The sequence below is a fragment of the Acidihalobacter prosperus genome, from assembly GCF_000754095.2.
GTDB lineage: Bacteria > Pseudomonadota > Gammaproteobacteria > DSM-5130 > Acidihalobacteraceae > Acidihalobacter > Acidihalobacter prosperus.
Window position 1 is genome coordinate 969,687 of sequence record NZ_JQSG02000006.1, and the last position, 16,065, is coordinate 985,751.

At 65.6% G+C, this 16,065-nt stretch carries 15 protein-coding genes; 13 read left to right on the plus strand and 2 right to left on the minus strand.

The features are described from left to right. Positions 1 to 17: 17 nt before the first annotated feature. Both THPRO_RS15275 and queG read right to left on the minus strand, forming a co-directional pair. Complete coding sequence (locus tag THPRO_RS15275) at positions 18 to 248, minus strand: hypothetical protein (protein WP_038091298.1); 231 nt, start codon at positions 246 to 248, stop codon at positions 18 to 20. Positions 249 to 336: 88 nt separating this feature from the next. Beyond that, positions 337 to 1,419, minus strand: coding sequence for a tRNA epoxyqueuosine(34) reductase QueG (gene queG / locus THPRO_RS15280; protein WP_065089836.1), 1,083 nt, complete (start codon positions 1,417 to 1,419; stop codon positions 337 to 339). Positions 1,420 to 1,466: 47 nt separating this feature from the next. Here queG and THPRO_RS15285 point away from each other — a divergent pair, with 47 nt between their 5' ends. The 13 genes from THPRO_RS15285 to THPRO_RS15345 all read left to right on the plus strand — a co-directional run bounded on the left by THPRO_RS15285 (position 1,467) and on the right by THPRO_RS15345 (position 16,045). Beyond that, entirely contained in the window at positions 1,467 to 2,936 is a 1,470-nt protein-coding gene (locus THPRO_RS15285; RefSeq protein WP_065089896.1) for a bifunctional ADP-dependent NAD(P)H-hydrate dehydratase/NAD(P)H-hydrate epimerase, read from the plus strand. After that, complete coding sequence (tsaE, locus tag THPRO_RS15290; protein WP_038091300.1) at positions 2,933 to 3,412, plus strand: tRNA (adenosine(37)-N6)-threonylcarbamoyltransferase complex ATPase subunit type 1 TsaE; 480 nt, start codon at positions 2,933 to 2,935, stop codon at positions 3,410 to 3,412. Before THPRO_RS15285 ends, tsaE begins: the two co-directional genes overlap by 4 nt. Before the next feature lie 144 nt (positions 3,413 to 3,556). After that, entirely contained in the window at positions 3,557 to 4,783 is a 1,227-nt protein-coding gene (locus THPRO_RS15295) for an N-acetylmuramoyl-L-alanine amidase (RefSeq protein ID WP_052064502.1), read from the plus strand. Positions 4,784 to 4,869: 86 nt separating this feature from the next. Beyond that, complete coding sequence (gene mutL / locus THPRO_RS15300) at positions 4,870 to 6,687, plus strand: DNA mismatch repair endonuclease MutL (RefSeq protein ID WP_038091302.1); 1,818 nt, start codon at positions 4,870 to 4,872, stop codon at positions 6,685 to 6,687. 54 nt (positions 6,688 to 6,741) lie between these two features. Beyond that, positions 6,742 to 7,650 carry a tRNA (adenosine(37)-N6)-dimethylallyltransferase MiaA gene (gene miaA, locus THPRO_RS15305; RefSeq protein ID WP_065089898.1) on the plus strand — a complete coding sequence of 303 codons (909 nt, stop codon included), beginning with the start codon at positions 6,742 to 6,744 and terminating at the stop codon, positions 7,648 to 7,650. A 105-nt stretch (positions 7,651 to 7,755) separates the two neighbouring features. Then, on the plus strand, positions 7,756 to 8,004 hold the full coding sequence (hfq, locus tag THPRO_RS15310; protein WP_038091304.1) for an RNA chaperone Hfq: 249 nt from the start codon (positions 7,756 to 7,758) through the stop codon (positions 8,002 to 8,004). A gap of 17 nt (positions 8,005 to 8,021) precedes the next feature. After that, complete coding sequence (hflX, locus tag THPRO_RS15315) at positions 8,022 to 9,308, plus strand: ribosome rescue GTPase HflX (RefSeq protein ID WP_052064503.1); 1,287 nt, start codon at positions 8,022 to 8,024, stop codon at positions 9,306 to 9,308. Positions 9,309 to 9,403: 95 nt separating this feature from the next. Further along, the gene (gene hflK / locus THPRO_RS15320) at positions 9,404 to 10,543 is read left to right on the plus strand and encodes an FtsH protease activity modulator HflK (protein WP_038091306.1); all 1,140 of its coding nucleotides are present in this window, start codon (positions 9,404 to 9,406) and stop codon (positions 10,541 to 10,543) included. Position 10,544: 1 nt separating this feature from the next. Then, entirely contained in the window at positions 10,545 to 11,417 is an 873-nt protein-coding gene (hflC, locus tag THPRO_RS15325; protein WP_065089838.1) for a protease modulator HflC, read from the plus strand. 94 nt (positions 11,418 to 11,511) lie between these two features. Further along, on the plus strand, positions 11,512 to 11,700 hold the full coding sequence (locus THPRO_RS15330; protein ID WP_038091308.1) for a DUF2065 domain-containing protein: 189 nt from the start codon (positions 11,512 to 11,514) through the stop codon (positions 11,698 to 11,700). A gap of 41 nt (positions 11,701 to 11,741) precedes the next feature. After that, positions 11,742 to 12,929 carry an ATP phosphoribosyltransferase regulatory subunit gene (locus THPRO_RS15335; protein WP_038091310.1) on the plus strand — a complete coding sequence of 396 codons (1,188 nt, stop codon included), beginning with the start codon at positions 11,742 to 11,744 and terminating at the stop codon, positions 12,927 to 12,929. Then, a complete protein-coding gene (locus THPRO_RS15340; RefSeq protein WP_038091312.1) occupies positions 12,929 to 14,227 on the plus strand; it encodes an adenylosuccinate synthase in 1,299 nt (432 codons plus the stop codon). Before THPRO_RS15335 ends, THPRO_RS15340 begins: the two co-directional genes overlap by 1 nt. A gap of 72 nt (positions 14,228 to 14,299) precedes the next feature. Then, positions 14,300 to 16,045 (plus strand): sugar phosphorylase, encoded by a 1,746-nt coding sequence (locus THPRO_RS15345; protein WP_145930887.1) that lies wholly within the window; start codon positions 14,300 to 14,302, stop codon positions 16,043 to 16,045. The last annotated feature ends 20 nt before the right edge of the window (positions 16,046 to 16,065 follow it).

Below are 16,065 nucleotides of genomic sequence, written 5' to 3' on the forward strand. Positions count from 1 at the left end.
GCAGAAATGGCGGGGGGTCAGCGCCGCCAGACGGCGATTCGGCGTCGGCATTCGGCCCCGAGGGGGCAATCCAGCTTGCGGCAGGCGTAACGTGCGTCGGTGCGGAAGCACGCGGCTTCGCCGCGTGCGAGCTGGATGCGGTGAATCTGGTTGGGGGAATACAGCGCGACCTCGTCGCCTTCCGGGAGCAGCGGCAGTTCGGTGGGATATTCAGTCCGTGCATGCGGGCGTTGCAGATTGGCAGGCATCGTGGCGCTCCGGTGGGATGGGTGCTCCGTTGAGTGTAGAAGAAATATCAGCAATGTCATGCGCCGATGGCGGACGACTTGACTTCCCTCAAGTGCAACCCGTGGCCGCGTGCTTCGCATGCCGCTCCAATGCCCAGTGCACATGCTCGCGCACCAGGGCGGAAGCATGATCCGTGCGTGCCTGCAGGGCCGCGACGATGGCGGTGCTGCCCGGTGCGTTGCCCAGTGCGACGGCGATGTTGCGAAGCCATCGCACATGGCCGATGCGGCGAATGGCGGAACCTTCGGTACGCGCCAGGAAATCCGCTTCGCTCCAGGCAAACAGTTCGACTAGTCGAACGGCGTCCAGACCGTGCCGGGGGGCGAAATCGGGTGCTTCGGCAGGGTGGGCAAAGCGATTCCATGGACACACGAGCTGGCAGTCGTCGCAGCCGTAGATGCGGTTACCGATCAACGGGCGCAGCGGTTCGGGAATCGAGCCCTTGAGTTCGATGGTCAGGTACGAGATGCAGCGGCGGGCGTCAAGCCGATAGGGCGCGACGATGGCCTGCGTCGGGCAGATGTCGATGCAGGCGCTGCAACTGCCGCAATGGGCGGCGACCGGTCCATCCACGGGCAGCGGCAGGTCGGTATAGAGCTCGCCGAGAAAAAACCAGGAGCCGGCCTCGCGCGCGAGCAGGTTGGTGTGCTTGCCGATCCAGCCGAGTCCGGCCTGCTGCGCCAAGGGTTTTTCCAGAACGGGGGCGCTGTCGACGAAGGCGCGGTAGCCGAAGGCGCCGATCTCGGCTTCGATGCGGTCGGCGAGGCGCTGCAGGCGGCGGCGCATCACCTTGTGATAATCGCGGCCCAGCGCGTAGCGCGAGATGTAGGCCGCCGTCGGTACATTGAGCACCGTTTCGGGGTCCGCCCCCGCCGGCGGCAGATAATCCATGCGTACCGAGATGACCCGCACCGTCCCCGGCACCAGCTCCGCCGGCCGGCTGCGCTTGCGGCCGTGGCGGGCCATGTAGTCCATGTCGCCGTGAAAGCCGCGTGCCAGCCAGTCGAGCAGATGAGCTTCCGCGCGCTCCAGTTCGATGCCGGCGATGCCCACTGCGCCGAAGCCGAGCGTGCGACCCCAGGCCTTGATGCGGGTCGCGAGGGCGGCGGGATCGGGTAGGGCTGCATTCATGCTGAGGGTAGTCGGCGCGCGTGGACTCCGGCGGTATACTGACACGCATGTGTGCGCAGCGTCTCCCCCTCCATACCGCCGAACAGGCGCGCCGGATCGACCGGCGTGCCGCTGAGGAATTCGGCCTGTCGGGGCCGGCGCTGATGGCGCGTGCGGGGACGGCGGCCTTCAGGCATCTGCGACGCCGCTGGCCCCAGGCACAGCGATTGTGCGTGGTCTGCGGCAGTGGCAACAATGGGGGCGACGGGCTGGTGCTCGCGCGACTGGCCAAGGCGGCTGGATTGGCGGTATCCGTCCATCTTGTGGGCCACGGCCCGCGCGCGGGCAGCGAAGCCGCCGCGGCCCTGGCCGACTGGCAGGCCGCGGATGGCCGCGTCGAACCGCTGCCGTCCAGGCTGCCGGCGGCGGATGTGTATGTCGATGCCGTTTTCGGCATCGGCCTCAAGCGCGCGCCGGAAGGCGCCGCCGCCGAAGCCGTGGCGCGGCTGGCGGACGTTGCGCCGGTACTCGCTTTGGATGTGCCTTCCGGTGTGGACGCCGACACCGGCGCATGTCCGGGCGTTGCCGTGCGCGCGGTCGAAACGGTCAGTTTCATCGTGCGCAAGCGCGGACTGTACACCGGGCGCGCGCGCGATCACGTCGGCGAACTGTATCTCGAAGATCTCGACCTGCCCGCAGCCTTGCTGGCCAGCGAGAAGCCGTCCGCCTGGTTGCGCGGCGAGGCGGTCGCCCTGCCGCCGCGCCGACCGGACAGCCACAAAGGCGATCACGGCCGGGTGCTGGTGATCGGCGGCGCTCCAGGATTCGCGGGTGCCGCACGCATGGCGGGCGAGGCGGCCCTGCGCACGGGCGCGGGCCTGGTGACCGTGGCCACGCATCCGACGCACGCCGCCATGCTCAACGTGGGCCGCTGGGAGTTGATGGTGCGGGGCGTGGAGTCGGGCGGCGCGTTGCGCGAGGCGGTCGCGGCTGCGGACGTGATCGCCATCGGGCCGGGCCTGTCGACGCAGGCCTGGGGGCGAGAGCTGTGGCAGGCTGCGCTGGCGGCGACCTGCCCCCTGGTGGTCGATGCCGATGCGCTGAATCTGCTCGCGGCCAGCCCCTATCGTCGCGATGCCTGGGTGCTGACGCCACATCCGGGCGAGGCGGGGCGCCTGCTCGGCCTGCCCACTCAGGCCGTGCAGGCCGATCGTTTCGCCGCCGCCGGGCGGCTTGCCGATCGCTACGGCGGCGCGACCGTACTCAAGGGTGCCGGTACGCTGGTACGGGTGGGCGACGACGTCGAGTTGTGTGGCGCCGGCAATCCCGGCATGGCCTCCGCCGGCATGGGCGATATCCTGACGGGCGTGATCGCAGGCCTGATCGCGCAGGGGCTTGCGGTCGAGGAAGCGGCCCGTGCCGGCGTCTGCCTGCATGCCGCGGCGGGCGATCGCGCTGCGCGAGACGGTGAGCGTGGCCTCCTGGCGACCGATTTGCTGCCCTGGCTGCGCCGCCTTGCGAACGGAATCGGCGCATGAACGGAAGACCGGCATCGACACACGTGCGGACGCTTGAATTATCCGACGAAGCCGCGACCCAGCGTCTTGGCAGTGCGTTGGCGCGAGCCTTGCCGCATAGTGCGCTGGTTTTCCTGCACGGCGATCTGGGGGCAGGCAAGACCACGCTGGCGCGCGCGCTGCTGCGCGCCCTCGGGCATGAGGGTGCGGTCAAGAGTCCGACCTACACACTGGTCGAACCCTATGAGATCGGCGATCGGCGGGTGTTCCACTTCGATCTTTACCGGCTGGCTGACCCGGAGGAACTGGAGGCGATCGGCCTGCGCGACTATCTCGATGGCGATGCCCTATGCCTGATCGAATGGCCGGAGCGGGGTACGGGAATGCTGCCGTCCGCGGACCTGGAGATCGCCCTGCGGGCGGCGGGCGCAGGCCGCAGGGCGCGCTTGTGGGCCAACAGCGAGCGGGGCGAGACGGCGGTGGCGGCGATTGATTAATGTAAGAATGTAGATATATCGCCTATCTACATAAAAAATATAACTTTTGCTCTTGCAATCTGCGTTTCGATGGCAAATGATAGGCACCTATCGGCTCCGTGCCGTTGTCCGTCCAGTCGCCATGCGGAATGTAGGAGAGCAATCATGAGCCACTCGACCGAAGACGCCGATCGCCGCGATTTCCTTCGTCGGATGCTGGGCCTGTCCGGGATGGCCGCCATGACCGTGATCAGCCCCAGCGCCTTCGCGAGCACCGCCGTCGCGGTCAAGGGCGTGCGCCTGAGCGAATCCGGCGGCAAGACCCGCGTGATTTTCGATCTCAGCGGGCCGGTGCATCATTCGTTGTTCACGTTGAGTCACCCTGATCGGGTGGTGATCGATTTCGACAATGCCCGCGCAACCCGTGCGCTGCATCTCTCGCCGACTCCGCTGCTCAGAGATATCCGTCATGCGCCGCGCGGTCATTCCGATCTGCGCGTGGTGCTTGATCTCAAGTCGGACGCGGATGCCAGCAGCACGTTGATCAAGGCCGGCGGTGCCCGCCATTACCAGCTGGTGGTGGATCTGTCGTCGGTTTCGGTGGGCAAGCCGCAGCCGGTGATCACCGCGGCGCAGGCGCAGCCGCATCGTCCGCTGCGCGACGTGGTCGTGTGCATCGATCCTGGGCACGGCGGCAAGGATCCGGGCGCGATCGGCAAGCGCGGCACCTATGAGAAGACCGTGGTGCTGGATATCGCGCGCCGGCTCGAAAAGCTGATCAACCGCGAGCCGGGCATGCAGGCCTTCATGACCCGCGACAGCGATTATTTCGTGACCCTGCGCGGACGCCTGGCCAAGGCCCGCAAGCGGCGCGCCGACCTGTTCGTGTCGATTCACGCCGATGCCTCGCCGTACCGCTATCCCAAGGGTTCGACCGTCTACGTGCTGTCCGAACACGGCGCCTCCTCGGAGGCGGCTCGGCTGCTGGCCGAGCGCCAGAACGATGTCGACCGCGTGGCCGGCGTGAATCTGTCCAACAAGGACAATCTGGTGGCTTCGGTGCTGGTCGATCTGGCGCAGTCGGCTACGCGTGAAGCCAGCTTCAAGCTGGGCGACAAGCTCAAGGGCAGCATCGACCGCGTGATCCGCATGCACTCCAATACCGTGGAGCGCGCGGCCTTCGTGGTGCTCAAGTCGCCCGACATCCCCTCCGCGCTGATCGAGACGGCCTTCATCTCCAATCCGGCCGAGGAACGTCGCTTGCGTACCCCGCGATTCCGCGCCAGCATGGCCGGCGCGTTGCTGGGTGGAATCAAGGACTATTTTGAGCACCATGCGCCGCCCGGCACGATCCTCGCCGAACGCGGCCGGGTGCTGCGCGAATTCGGCTGATCCGATTGCCGTGGACGGCGCCAGGCAGGCGCCGGAGCGGCATGGCATAATGCGCGGCGTATTCGCACGCCCCGCCGCAGACGCCGATGCCGATCCGCAGACTTCCGCCGCAACTCATCAACCAGATCGCTGCCGGCGAGGTGGTCGATCGCCCGGCTTCGGTGATCAAGGAACTGCTGGAAAACAGCCTGGACGCCGGCGCGGACCGCATAGAGCTCGATATCGAGCAGGGTGGACAGCGCCTGATGCGCATCCGCGACAACGGCAGCGGCATCCCGCGCGAAGAACTGGCGCTCGCGCTATCGCGTCACGCCACCAGCAAGATCGCTTCCCTCGATGATCTCGAACAGGTGCGTAGCCTCGGTTTTCGGGGCGAGGCGCTGCCGAGCATCGCCTCGGTATCGCGTCTGACGATCACTTCCTGCACCGCGGGCGAAGCCGCCGGCTGGCGTCTGCGCGGGGATGGACGCGAGCAATTCACCACGCCCGAGCCGGCGGCACACCCGCAGGGCACCACGGTGGAAGTGCGCGACCTGTTCTTCAATGTGCCGGCGCGTCGCAAATTCCTGCGTACCGAGCGTACCGAGTACCAGCATATCGAAGAGGTCGTGCGGCGATTGGCGCTGAGCCGTTTCGACGTGGCCGTGCGCATGAATCACAACGGCAAGGCGCAGTTCGATCTGCGCAGGGCCGACTCGGCCGAGGCCCAGGGGCAGCGGGTGGCGGCTGTCTGCAGCGAAGCGTTTTTGAACCAGTCGAGCCTGATGGAGCACGAAGGGGCCGGCCTGCGGCTATGGGGCTGGCTGGGCGCTCCGACGTTCTCGCGCGCACAGGCCGATCAGCAGTATTTCTATGTCAACGGCCGCATGGTGCGCGACAAGCTGGTCTCGCATGCCGTGCGGCTGGCCTATCAGGACGTGCTGTACCATGGCCGCCACCCGGCCTTCGTACTGTTCCTGGAAATGGACCCGGCCGGAGTCGACGTCAACGCGCATCCCGCCAAGGCCGAAGTGCGTTTCCGCGATTCGAGACTGGTGCACGATTACCTGCACCGAACCCTCAAGGAGGCGATCGCCGGCGCACGGGCAGGGGCGGATGCCGGCGCTGGCGCCGGGGTGCAGCCGCCGACAACCGTGACAGGGCTGCACGTTCAAGCATCCGCCGGCCTGCGTCCAGGTCCCGGTTTCGATCTGGGCACGCCGACGACCACGGTCTACCGCCCCGCAGGCACGGTACCCGCCGCTGGCGTACGCGAGCAACTGGCCGCATTCAGCCGTCTCTACGCGGCGCCGAATACCACCGAGAGGGCTGGCGGTGATGTGCCGCCGCTGGGGTTCGCGCTCGCCCAGCTCGGCGGGGTGTACGTGCTGGCGGAAAACGCCAACGGCCTGGTGCTGGTCGATATGCATGCCGCCCATGAGCGCATCACCTACGAACGTCTCAAGACGGCCTACGGCATTGAGGGCGTGCGTCGGCAGCCGTTGCTGCTGCCGGCCACCGTCGCCGTCAGTCGTCGCGAGGCGGACGCGGCGGAATCGGCCGGCGATCTGTTGATCAGGCTTGGCCTGGAGGTGGACCGGGTCGGCCCGGAGTCGTTGCGTGTGCGCGCTGTGCCTGCGTTGCTGGCCGGTGCCGACGTCACCCAGCTGCTGCGCGACGTTTTGGGCGACGTTGTCGAATACGGCGACAGTCTGCGCGTCGAGGCCGAGGTCAACGAGGTGCTGTCGACCATGGCCTGTCACGGATCGGTGCGAGCCAATCGTCGCCTGACGTTGGACGAGATGAACAGCCTGCTGCGCGATATGGAGCGAACCGAACGCAGCGACCAGTGCAATCACGGGCGGCCCACCTGGGTGCAGATGAGCCTGGGCGAACTCGACCGCCTGTTCCTGCGCGGGCGCTGAGCCGTGAAACAGCCGAAGCCGCATGCACATCGCCTGCCACCGGCGGTGCTGCTGATGGGGCCCACCGCGAGTGGCAAGACCGCGCTTGCGATGTCGCTGGTGCGTCGTTTTCCGTTCGAGATCGTGAGCGTCGATTCGGCCCTTGTTTATCGCGAGATGGATATCGGCACCGCGAAGCCCACGGCCGAGCAGTTGGCCGAGGCGCCGCACCGCCTGATCGACATACTTGATCCGGCCGAGACCTATTCGGCCGCGCGCTTTCGGGAGGATGCCCTGCGCGAAATGGCGGACATCACCGCCGCGTGCCGCGTGCCGCTGCTTACCGGCGGCACGCTGCTGTATTTCCGGGCGCTGGAGTATGGTCTGTCGGAGCTGCCGCCTGCCGATCCGGCAGTGCGCGCACGCATCGAGGCGGAGGCCGCCGAGCGAGGCTGGGAGGCGTTGCATGGCGATCTGGCCCGTCTCGATCCCGCGGCAGCGTTACGCATACATCCCAACGACCCGCAGCGTCTGCAGCGCGCGCTCGAAGTGATCCGGCTGACCGGCCGCCCGCTTTCAGTCCTGCAGGCGGGCGGTCGCGCGAACCTGCCATACCGCCTGCTGCGCCTTGGCCTGCTGCCTCAGGATCGGGAGCAGCTGCATCGCCGGATATGTCAACGTTTCGAAAAGATGTTGGCGGACGGCTTGATAAACGAAGTGGCGCACCTATATCAGAGGGGCGATCTGAATCCGGCGCTGCCGTCGATGCGCGCCGTCGGTTACCGCCAGGTCTGGCGCTATCTGGCAGGCGAGTGGGATCGGCAGACGATGATCGAAAAGGCCGTCGTGGCGACGCGGCAACTGGCCAAGCGACAACTGACCTGGCTGCGCGGGGATCGCGCGTTGATACGCGTGAACGCCGAGGCCGTCGAGCTGTCGAAGCTCAGCGCGCGGGTCGCGCAGTTTCTCGAGGGAGACGATTGAGCTGCAGCAAAGCCGCCATGTGCGACGAAGCCGCATGCTAAGATTATCCACCGAAGGGCCGAGTGGACTTGCGCCATCGGTAGCCAACAACAAGGAGCCAGTTTAATGTCTAAAGGGCATACCCTGCAGGAACCGTTTTTGAATCTGTTGCGCAAGGAGCGCGTGCCGGTCGCGATCTTCCTCGTCAACGGTATCAGGCTGCAAGGACAGATCGAGTCCTTTGACCAGTTTGTGGTCTTGCTCAAGAACAGTGTCAGTCAGATGGTCTACAAGCATGCCATTTCGACCATCGTGCCCTCGCGTCCGGTGCGTTTGCCCATCGAGGACGACGAGGACGAAGGCGGTGCCGAATAAGCGGAGCGATAAACACGTTGTTTGAAAGACCACGTAGTGGCGAGACGGCGATCCTGGTTCAGGTCGATATCGCCGGTCTCGCCGAACCGGGCGAGCGCGATGAGTTCATCGAGCTCGCCCGTTCCGCCGGCGCAACCATCGCCCGCGTGATTGACGTGCGCCGCCACAGCCCCGATCCGAAGTACTTCATCGGTACCGGCAAGGCGGACGAAATCGCCGAGGCGGTTATTGCCGAAGGTGCCGAACTCGTCATATTCAGCCGTGTGCTCAGCCCGAGCCAGGAGCGCAATCTCGAAGCAAAATTCAAGGCGCGAGTGCTCGATCGTACCGGGCTCATACTCGATATCTTCGCCCAGCGCGCCCGTTCCCACGAGGGCAAGCTGCAGGTCGAGCTGGCGCAACTCAACCACTTGTCGACCCGACTGGTTCGGGGCTGGACCCACCTTGAGCGTCAGAAGGGCGGCATCGGGCTGCGTGGACCGGGCGAAACCCAGCTCGAAACCGATCGCCGTCTCCTCGGCGACCGCATCAAGCAGATCCTGCGCCGGCTCGACAAGGTGCGACGTCAACGCCAGCAGGGACGCCAGGCGCGCATGAAGGCCGAGTTGCCGAGCGTGGCGCTGGTCGGCTACACCAATGCCGGCAAATCGACCCTGTTCAACCGCCTGAGTCAGGCTGGGGTCTATGCCGCTGATCAGCTGTTCGCGACACTGGATCCCACGCTGCGGCGGCTTGAGCTTGATGCCGCCAACGCCGTGGTGCTGGCGGACACCGTCGGTTTCGTGCGCGAGCTGCCGCACGAGCTGGTGGCCGCGTTTCATGCCACACTCCAGGAAACACGTGAGGCCGATCTGCTGTTGCATGTGATCGACGCGAGCAATCCGGAGCACGACCGTACCGAGACGGATGTCGATCAGGTGTTGGCCGAGGTCGGTGCAAGCGAGGTGCCGATGCTGCGTATTTTCAATAAGATCGATTGCATCGAGGCAGCCCCGCGCATCGACCGCGACGCCGAGGGGCGGCCGGTGAGGGCCTGGGTCTCGGCGCAGACCGGGGCTGGTATCGACGAGCTGTTGACGGCGCTGAAGGAATATTTCATGCCCGACGTGGTGCATGGCTGGGTGCACCTGCCGGCATCGGCCGGGCGGCTGCGCGCGCGCCTGTTCGGCCTGGGAGCGGTGCTGGACGAGCGCGTGGACGACTGCGGGGGCAGCGAACTGGAGGTGCGATTGCCGCGCAGGCGTTACGACGCCTGGCTCAGCGAGACCGCAGACCCGGAGGCGCTGCGCTTGCGACCCCTGTGAGGGCCACCTACAATGCGTCGCTCCGGCCAGGGTGCCGGCCGGCGCCGTTCCGTCGCTACGCAAGAGACATTCGACCATCCAATCTGGAGTGATCAATGCCCTGGAACGAGCCAGGTAAGAATAATTCGGGCAATCAGGATCCATGGGGAAGCGGCCGGCGGAGCGGGGGAGGCTCCTCCAATCCGCTGGATCTCGAGAAGTGGCTGAGGCGCCTGATCGACAGGCTGCGGACCGGCGGTGATGGCGGCGGCAGCCCCGCGCCGGCCATCCTGCTGGCGGCCGCGGTCGCCATCGTGGCCTGGCTGGCCTCCGGTTTCTATATCGTCGGGCCGGGCGAGCGTGGCGTGGTGTTGCGTTTCGGCGCCTACACCGAAACCAGCATGCCGGGACCGCACTGGCATCTGCCCTATCCCGTCGAGCAGGTCCATGTGGTCGATATCGACCAGAATCGCAGTGCCCAGAGCAAGGCGGTGATGCTCACCCAGGACGAGAACATCGTCGATGTCGACGTTTCCGCGCAGTATCGCGTGAAGAACGCCGAGGAGTACCTGTTCAACGTCCGCGACCCGAACCAGACCTTGCGCGACGTGCTGATCAGCGCGATCCGCGAGATCGTCGGCAAGAGCAAGATGGACTACGTGGTCGGCGAAGGGCGTGCGGACATCGCGTTGCGGACCCAGGCGCTGATGCAGCACATCCTCGACGGCTACAAGATCGGGCTGGAGGTGATCAAGGTGAACCTGCAGGATGCGCAGCCGCCCGAACAGGTGCAGAGCGCCTTCGCCGATGCCATCAAGGCGCGCGAGGACGAGGTCCGCTATCGCAACGAGGCCGAGGCCTACGCCAATACCGTGATTCCGCAGGCGCGCGGCAAGGCCGCACGCGAGTTGGAAGAGGCCGAAGGCTACAAGCAGCAGGTCGTAGCCCGTGCGCAGGGCGATGCATCGCGCTTCGATCAGTTGCTCAAGGAGTACGAGAAGGCGCCCAAGGTGACCCGCGAACGTCTGTACCTCGATACCATGCAGTCGGTATTGTCGAACAGCTCCAAGGTGCTGATCGACAGCAAGGGCAAGAACATCCTGTATCTGCCGATCGACAATCTGACCAAGGGCGCGAGCCAGGGTGGCGACGCGCAGAATCCGGCGGCGATAGCTTCCAGTGCGGCTGCCGCGGACGCCGATCCGATGCAGGCGGAACGCATGAGACGCGATCTGCGCAACCGGGAGGCCCGCTGACATGAAACTACGCATTTTCGGTATCATCGTCGTCGTCGCCGCCCTGCTCGCCTATATGTCGGCCTACACCGTGCAACAGGATCAGCGCGCGATGCTGTTCAAGCTTGGTGAGATCAAAAAGAGCGACATCAAGCCTGGCCTGCATTTCAAGTGGCCGTTGATCGAGACGGTACGCAAGTTCGACGCGCGCCTGCTGACGCTCAATTCCCAGCCCGAGCGTTTCCTGACCAGCGAGAAGAAAAACGTCATGGTCGACTTCTTCGTCAAATGGCGTATCGCGAATCTCGATCAGTATTACCGTTCGACGCGCGGCGACGAGCAGCGCGCGCTGACGCGGCTTTCGCAGATCATGAAGGACGGCCTGCGCAGCGAATTCGGCAAGCGCACCATTCAGGAGGCGGTGTCTGGCGAGCGCAGCGAAATCATGAACACGCTGAACGTCGACGCCAACAAGGCGGCCAAGCAGCTGGGCATCCAGGTCAAGGATGTGCGCATCGTCAGCATCGATCTGCCCTCCGAAGTGGCAAGCTCCGTCTACAAGCGCATGGAGGCCGAGCGCGCGCGCGTTGCCGCCGACTTCCGGGCGCGCGGCAAGGAGGCTGCGGAACGTATCCGCGCCAACGCCGACCGCGAGCGCTCGGTGATCCTGGCCAATGCGTATCGTCAGGCGCAGATGCTGCGTGGGCAGGGTGATGCATCGGCGGCCGAAATTTATGCCAAGGCCTACGATCAGAATCCGAATTTCTACGCCTTCTATCGTAGCCTGCAGGCTTACCGGCAAAGTTTCGATGGCAAGGACAACGTGCTCGTGCTCGAGCCGGATTCCCAGTTCTTCCGCTTCTTCAATCAGGCCGAAGATACCGGCAAGCGATAGGCGTAGGTACGTGACGACCGGTATGCATGCCAGGGCGGGCCGGCGCACATTCGTGCGCCGGCCCGCGGACAACCCCATCGTTTAAGGCCTGAACATGTGGACTCACCTGCTCGTGGCCCTGGGCTTGGTATTGGTGCTGGAAGGTATTTTGCCTTTCATCAATCCCAATGGATTGCGCCGCACCCTCCTGCAAATGGTCCAGTTGCCCGATCGGGTGCTGCGTATTATCGGTCTGTCCAGTATGCTTTCCGGCCTGTTGATCATCTATCTCTTCCATCGCTGAGTGGCTGACTTGGCGCAGGATCGGTCGTACGAGGACATGGCATGAAGGACCCCGCATACTGGCTGTTGCCGGAGGGCATCGAGGAAACACTGCCGCCGGCGGCGGCGCGGTTGGAGAACGTGCGCCGCGAGCTGCTCGATCTTTACCGCGTGTGGGGTTACGAGCTGGTGATCCCGCCGCTGATCGAATACCTCGAATCGCTGCTGACGGGCGCCGGCCGCGAACTCGACCTCGAAACCTTCAAGTTGACCGACCAGCTCAACGGTCGCCTGATGGGTGTGCGTGCAGACATCACGCCGCAGGTGGCGCGCATCGACGCGCACCGCCTGCGCCGCGAGGGGCCGACGCGCCTGTGTTATATGGCACGCGTCCTGCGTACGCGACCCCAGGGCCAGGGCGGTACGCGCAGTCCGCTGCAGGTGGGCGCCGAACTCTACGGACATGCCGGACCCGACAGCGACATTGAAATCATCCGCCTGATGCTCGCCACCCTGCAGGTTTGCGGGGTGGGGCAGATACACCTCGATCTGGGCCATATCGATATTTTCCGCTGCTTGATCGAGGCCGCGGGCATGGACGCAGATGCTGAGGCCGAACTGTTCGAGCTGCTGCAGCGCAAGGCCGCGACCGAAATGGCCGAGCGTCTGCGGGCCGGCGGGCTGAACGGCCTGCATCGCCAGCGTTTCCTGGATCTCGTCGGGCTCAATGGCGGCCTCGAGGTGTTGGCGGAGGCGCGTTCCCGTTATGCCGGCGTGGATGCGCGAATCGACGCGGCCCTCGACTATCTCGACCAAGTCGCCGATGTGATTGCGCGCGAGGCGCCGCAGGTCGAACTCTGCTTCGATCTGGGCGAACTGCGCGGATATCACTATCATTCCGGCCTGGTTTACGCCGCTTACGTGCCCGGGCGCGGACAGGAGCTGGCGCGAGGTGGGCGTTACGACGGTATCGGCAAGGCTTTCGGGCGTGCGCGCCCGGCCACCGGTTTCAGCGCCGACCTCGAAAGCCTGCTGGAGGTCGGTGCGCGCGAGGAGCCATCCCAGACGGGGCGGATCTATGCGCCCGCACAGGGCGATGAAGCCTTGAGCCGGCGAATTCGACAGCTGCGCGACGAAGGGCGCATCGTGGTGCGCGCGCTGAGTGGGCAGGAAGACGATGCGAGTGCCATGGGTTGCGACCAGATGCTGGTCCGACATGGCGATCAATGGCTGCTGATGGAAGCGTATTAATGGGCAAGTTCGTTGTTGTATTGGGCAGTCAGTGGGGCGACGAAGGCAAGGGCAAGATCGTCGATCTTCTGACCGATGAGGTGGCCGCCGTCGCGCGTTTCCAGGGTGGGCACAACGCCGGTCATACCCTGGTGATCGATGGCGAAAAGACCGTCCTCCACCTGATTCCTTCCGGTATCCTGCGTGAAGGCGTGGAATGCCTGATCGGCAATGGCGTGGTGCTGTCGCCAACCGCCCTGCTGGAGGAGATGGCCATGCTCGGCGCGCGCGACGTGCCAGTGGCCGAGCGCCTGAGGATTTCCGATGCGGCGCAGCTGATTCTGCCATATCACGTTTCCCTCGATCTGGCGCGCGAGCAGGCGCGCGGCAGTGCCGCCATCGGCACCACCGGCCGTGGCATCGGGCCGGCCTACGAAGACAAGGTCGCCCGACGCGGACTACGTGTCAGCGACCTGTTCCACCGCGAGCGGTTGGCGGCCAAGCTGGGCGAAGTGCTCGACTATCACAACTTTGTACTCAAGCACTATTTCAAGACCGATGGGCTGGATTTCCAGCGCATCCTCGACGACTGCCTGGCGCAGGCCGAAATCATCCGTCCGCTGGTGATCGATGTCTCCAAACGGCTGTTCGAGTTGCGTGATGCCGGGCGCAACGTGCTGTTCGAGGGCGCGCAGGGCACATTGCTGGACATCGATCACGGCACCTATCCCTTCGTGACCTCGTCCAATACCACCGCCGGTGGCGCGAGTACCGGCACGGGTGTCGGGCCGCTGGCGCTCGACTACGTGCTCGGCATCACCAAGGCCTACACTACCCGCGTCGGTGCAGGCCCGTTCCCGACCGAGCTGATGGATGAAATGGGCGAACATCTGGCTCGTCGCGGTCATGAATTTGGCGCCACCACCGGTCGTGCCCGCCGCTGTGGCTGGTTCGACGCGGTGGCGCTGCGCCGGGCCATCCAGATCAACAGCATCTCCGGACTTTGCATCACCAAGCTCGACGTCCTCGATGGCCTGGAATCGCTGCGGGTCTGCGTCGGCTACCACTGTGACGGCGAACGTTACGAACTGCCGCCGAGCGGTGCGGAATCGCTGGCCGTCTGCCAGCCGATCTACGAGGAACTCCCCGGCTGGCAAAGCTCCACCGTTGGCATTACGCGTTACGACGACCTGCCGCAGGCGGCCAAGATCTATCTCGAACGCATCCAGTCGCTGGCGGGCATTCCGGTGGATCTGATTTCCACCGGCCCCGACCGCGAGCAGAACATCGTGCTGCGCAATCCGCTCGACGCCGACTGAACGCCCGCGCCATGGGTGCTGGCAAGCATCCTGCTAGACACCTGGCAGGGTGAACGCGAGTCGGAGGGTCACATGGCGCTGTCGAGCAATGTCAAAGAGCGGGCAACCGAGTTGCTGGGCGCACTATATGGGTGCGAGGGCGCCAAGGAGACGCTCGCCGGGCTGGAGCGCCTGCTGACGGAGGTGCTGGGCAGCCCCTCCATGAAACGTCCGCGTCCCGCTCTGTCGGAGCGCGACGCCCTGCTGATCACCTACGGCAACACCTTCAGCGCGCCCGGCGAGGCGCCTCTTGCGACCCTGCTGCGATTCCTGAAGCAGCATGTCGGCGATGCGATCAGCCTGGTGCACCTGCTGCCGATTTTCCCGTATAGCTCCGACGACGGATTTTCCGTGGTCAACTACCGCGAGGTGAATGCCGAGCTGGGCGGCTGGCAGGATGTGGAGCAAATCGCCGAGCACTACGGGCTGGCACTCGATCTCGTGCTCAACCACTGCTCGCGCAGCCACCTCTGGTTTCAGGACTACATCCGCGGCGAAACGCCGGGCCGCGACTATTTCGTCGAGGCCGACCCGGCCGACCCGCGCCTGGCGTTGGTCACGCGGCCGCGTAACAGCCCGTTGATGACGCCGGTCGAGGTGCGCGACCAGGGCTCGCGCTGGGTATGGACCACCTTCAGCGCCGATCAGGTCGACCTCAACTTCGCAAATCCCGCGGTGTTGCTGGAATTCGCCGCTATTCTCATGGACTACATCCGTCGCGGCGCGCGCGTGGTGCGCCTGGACGCGGTGGCCTACCTGTGGAAGACCCTGGGTACGCCCTGCATCAATCTGCCCGAGACGCACGCGGTGGTGAAGTGCCTGCGCCTGCTGGTGGACGAGGCCGCGCCCGGCACGCTGCTGCTGACCGAGACCAATGTGCCGCAGACGGAGAACCTGAGCTATTTCGGCGACGGCGACGAGGCCCATTTGATCTACCAGTTCAGCCTGGCGCCCCTGCTGCTGTACGCACTGACGCTCGGGCGCACCGCCGCGCTGCAGGCCTGGGCGGTTTCGCTGCCACCGCCTCCGCCCGGTGGCGGCTACGTAAATTTCACCGCCTCGCACGATGGTGTCGGGCTGCGTCCGCTGGAGGGGTTGGTGTCGGAGGCCGATCGCGACGCCCTGCTCAGGCGCATGCGCGAGCGTGGCGGCTATGTTTCCATGCGTCGCCTGCCGGATGGCCGCGACGCGCCCTATGAGCTCAATATCAGCTACTACTCGGCGCTGGCCGGCGACGACGGCGAAGCTGCGCAATTGTCGCGTTTTCTGCTGGCGCAGACCGTGGCCCTGTCGATGCAGGGCGTGCCGGCGCTCTACGTACAGTCGCTGATCGCCACCGAGAGCGATCTGCTTGGCGTCGAACGCAGCGGACAGACGCGCGCAATCAATCGCCGCCGCTGGGACTACGGCGAACTCAGCGCGCTGCTGGCGCGCGAAGGTTCGGTGCAGATGCGCTGCCTGAGCGAAATCGTGCGCCGGCTCAAGTTGCGACGCGCGCACCCGGCCTTCCATCCCGAGGCTGCGCAGGAGATTCTGGAAACCGAGGACGGCGTGTTCGCGGTGTTGCGCACGCCGCCGCCCTCGCCCGGCAGCCAGGCGGTGCCGATGCTGTGCCTGTTCAATTTCACGCCGGAGACGCGCGAGGCCGACGTGACGCCGCTGTGCGACGAGGATGGCAGGCAGAGCCTGGTGGACGTGATCGGCAATCGCCGCATCGCCTGCCCGCGTGGACTCATGCGCCTGCCGGCCTACGCGGCGCTTTGGCTCAAGGCGGTATAGCAGTGCCGCCTGTTTGCGGC

Bases quoted from the DNA above. Each gene is read 5' to 3' on its own strand.
- THPRO_RS15345 (WP_145930887.1), top strand. From the start codon at position 14,300: ATGGCGCTGTCGAGCAATGTCAAAGAGCGGGCAACCGAGTTGCTGGGC.
- THPRO_RS15295 (WP_052064502.1), top strand. From the start codon at position 3,557: ATGAGCCACTCGACCGAAGACGCCGATCGCCGCGATTTCCTTCGTCGG.
- THPRO_RS15275 (WP_038091298.1), bottom strand. From the start codon at position 248: ATGCCTGCCAATCTGCAACGCCCGCATGCACGGACTGAATATCCCACC.
- THPRO_RS15335 (WP_038091310.1), top strand. From the start codon at position 11,742: ATGAAGGACCCCGCATACTGGCTGTTGCCGGAGGGCATCGAGGAAACA.
- THPRO_RS15340 (WP_038091312.1), top strand. From the start codon at position 12,929: ATGGGCAAGTTCGTTGTTGTATTGGGCAGTCAGTGGGGCGACGAAGGC.
- hfq (WP_038091304.1), top strand. From the start codon at position 7,756: ATGTCTAAAGGGCATACCCTGCAGGAACCGTTTTTGAATCTGTTGCGC.
- THPRO_RS15330 (WP_038091308.1), top strand. From the start codon at position 11,512: ATGTGGACTCACCTGCTCGTGGCCCTGGGCTTGGTATTGGTGCTGGAA.
- miaA (WP_065089898.1), top strand. From the start codon at position 6,742: ATGGGGCCCACCGCGAGTGGCAAGACCGCGCTTGCGATGTCGCTGGTG.
- THPRO_RS15285 (WP_065089896.1), top strand. From the start codon at position 1,467: ATGTGTGCGCAGCGTCTCCCCCTCCATACCGCCGAACAGGCGCGCCGG.
- queG (WP_065089836.1), bottom strand. From the start codon at position 1,419: ATGAATGCAGCCCTACCCGATCCCGCCGCCCTCGCGACCCGCATCAAG.
- hflK (WP_038091306.1), top strand. From the start codon at position 9,404: ATGCCCTGGAACGAGCCAGGTAAGAATAATTCGGGCAATCAGGATCCA.
- tsaE (WP_038091300.1), top strand. From the start codon at position 2,933: ATGAACGGAAGACCGGCATCGACACACGTGCGGACGCTTGAATTATCC.
- mutL (WP_038091302.1), top strand. From the start codon at position 4,870: ATGCCGATCCGCAGACTTCCGCCGCAACTCATCAACCAGATCGCTGCC.
- hflC (WP_065089838.1), top strand. From the start codon at position 10,545: ATGAAACTACGCATTTTCGGTATCATCGTCGTCGTCGCCGCCCTGCTC.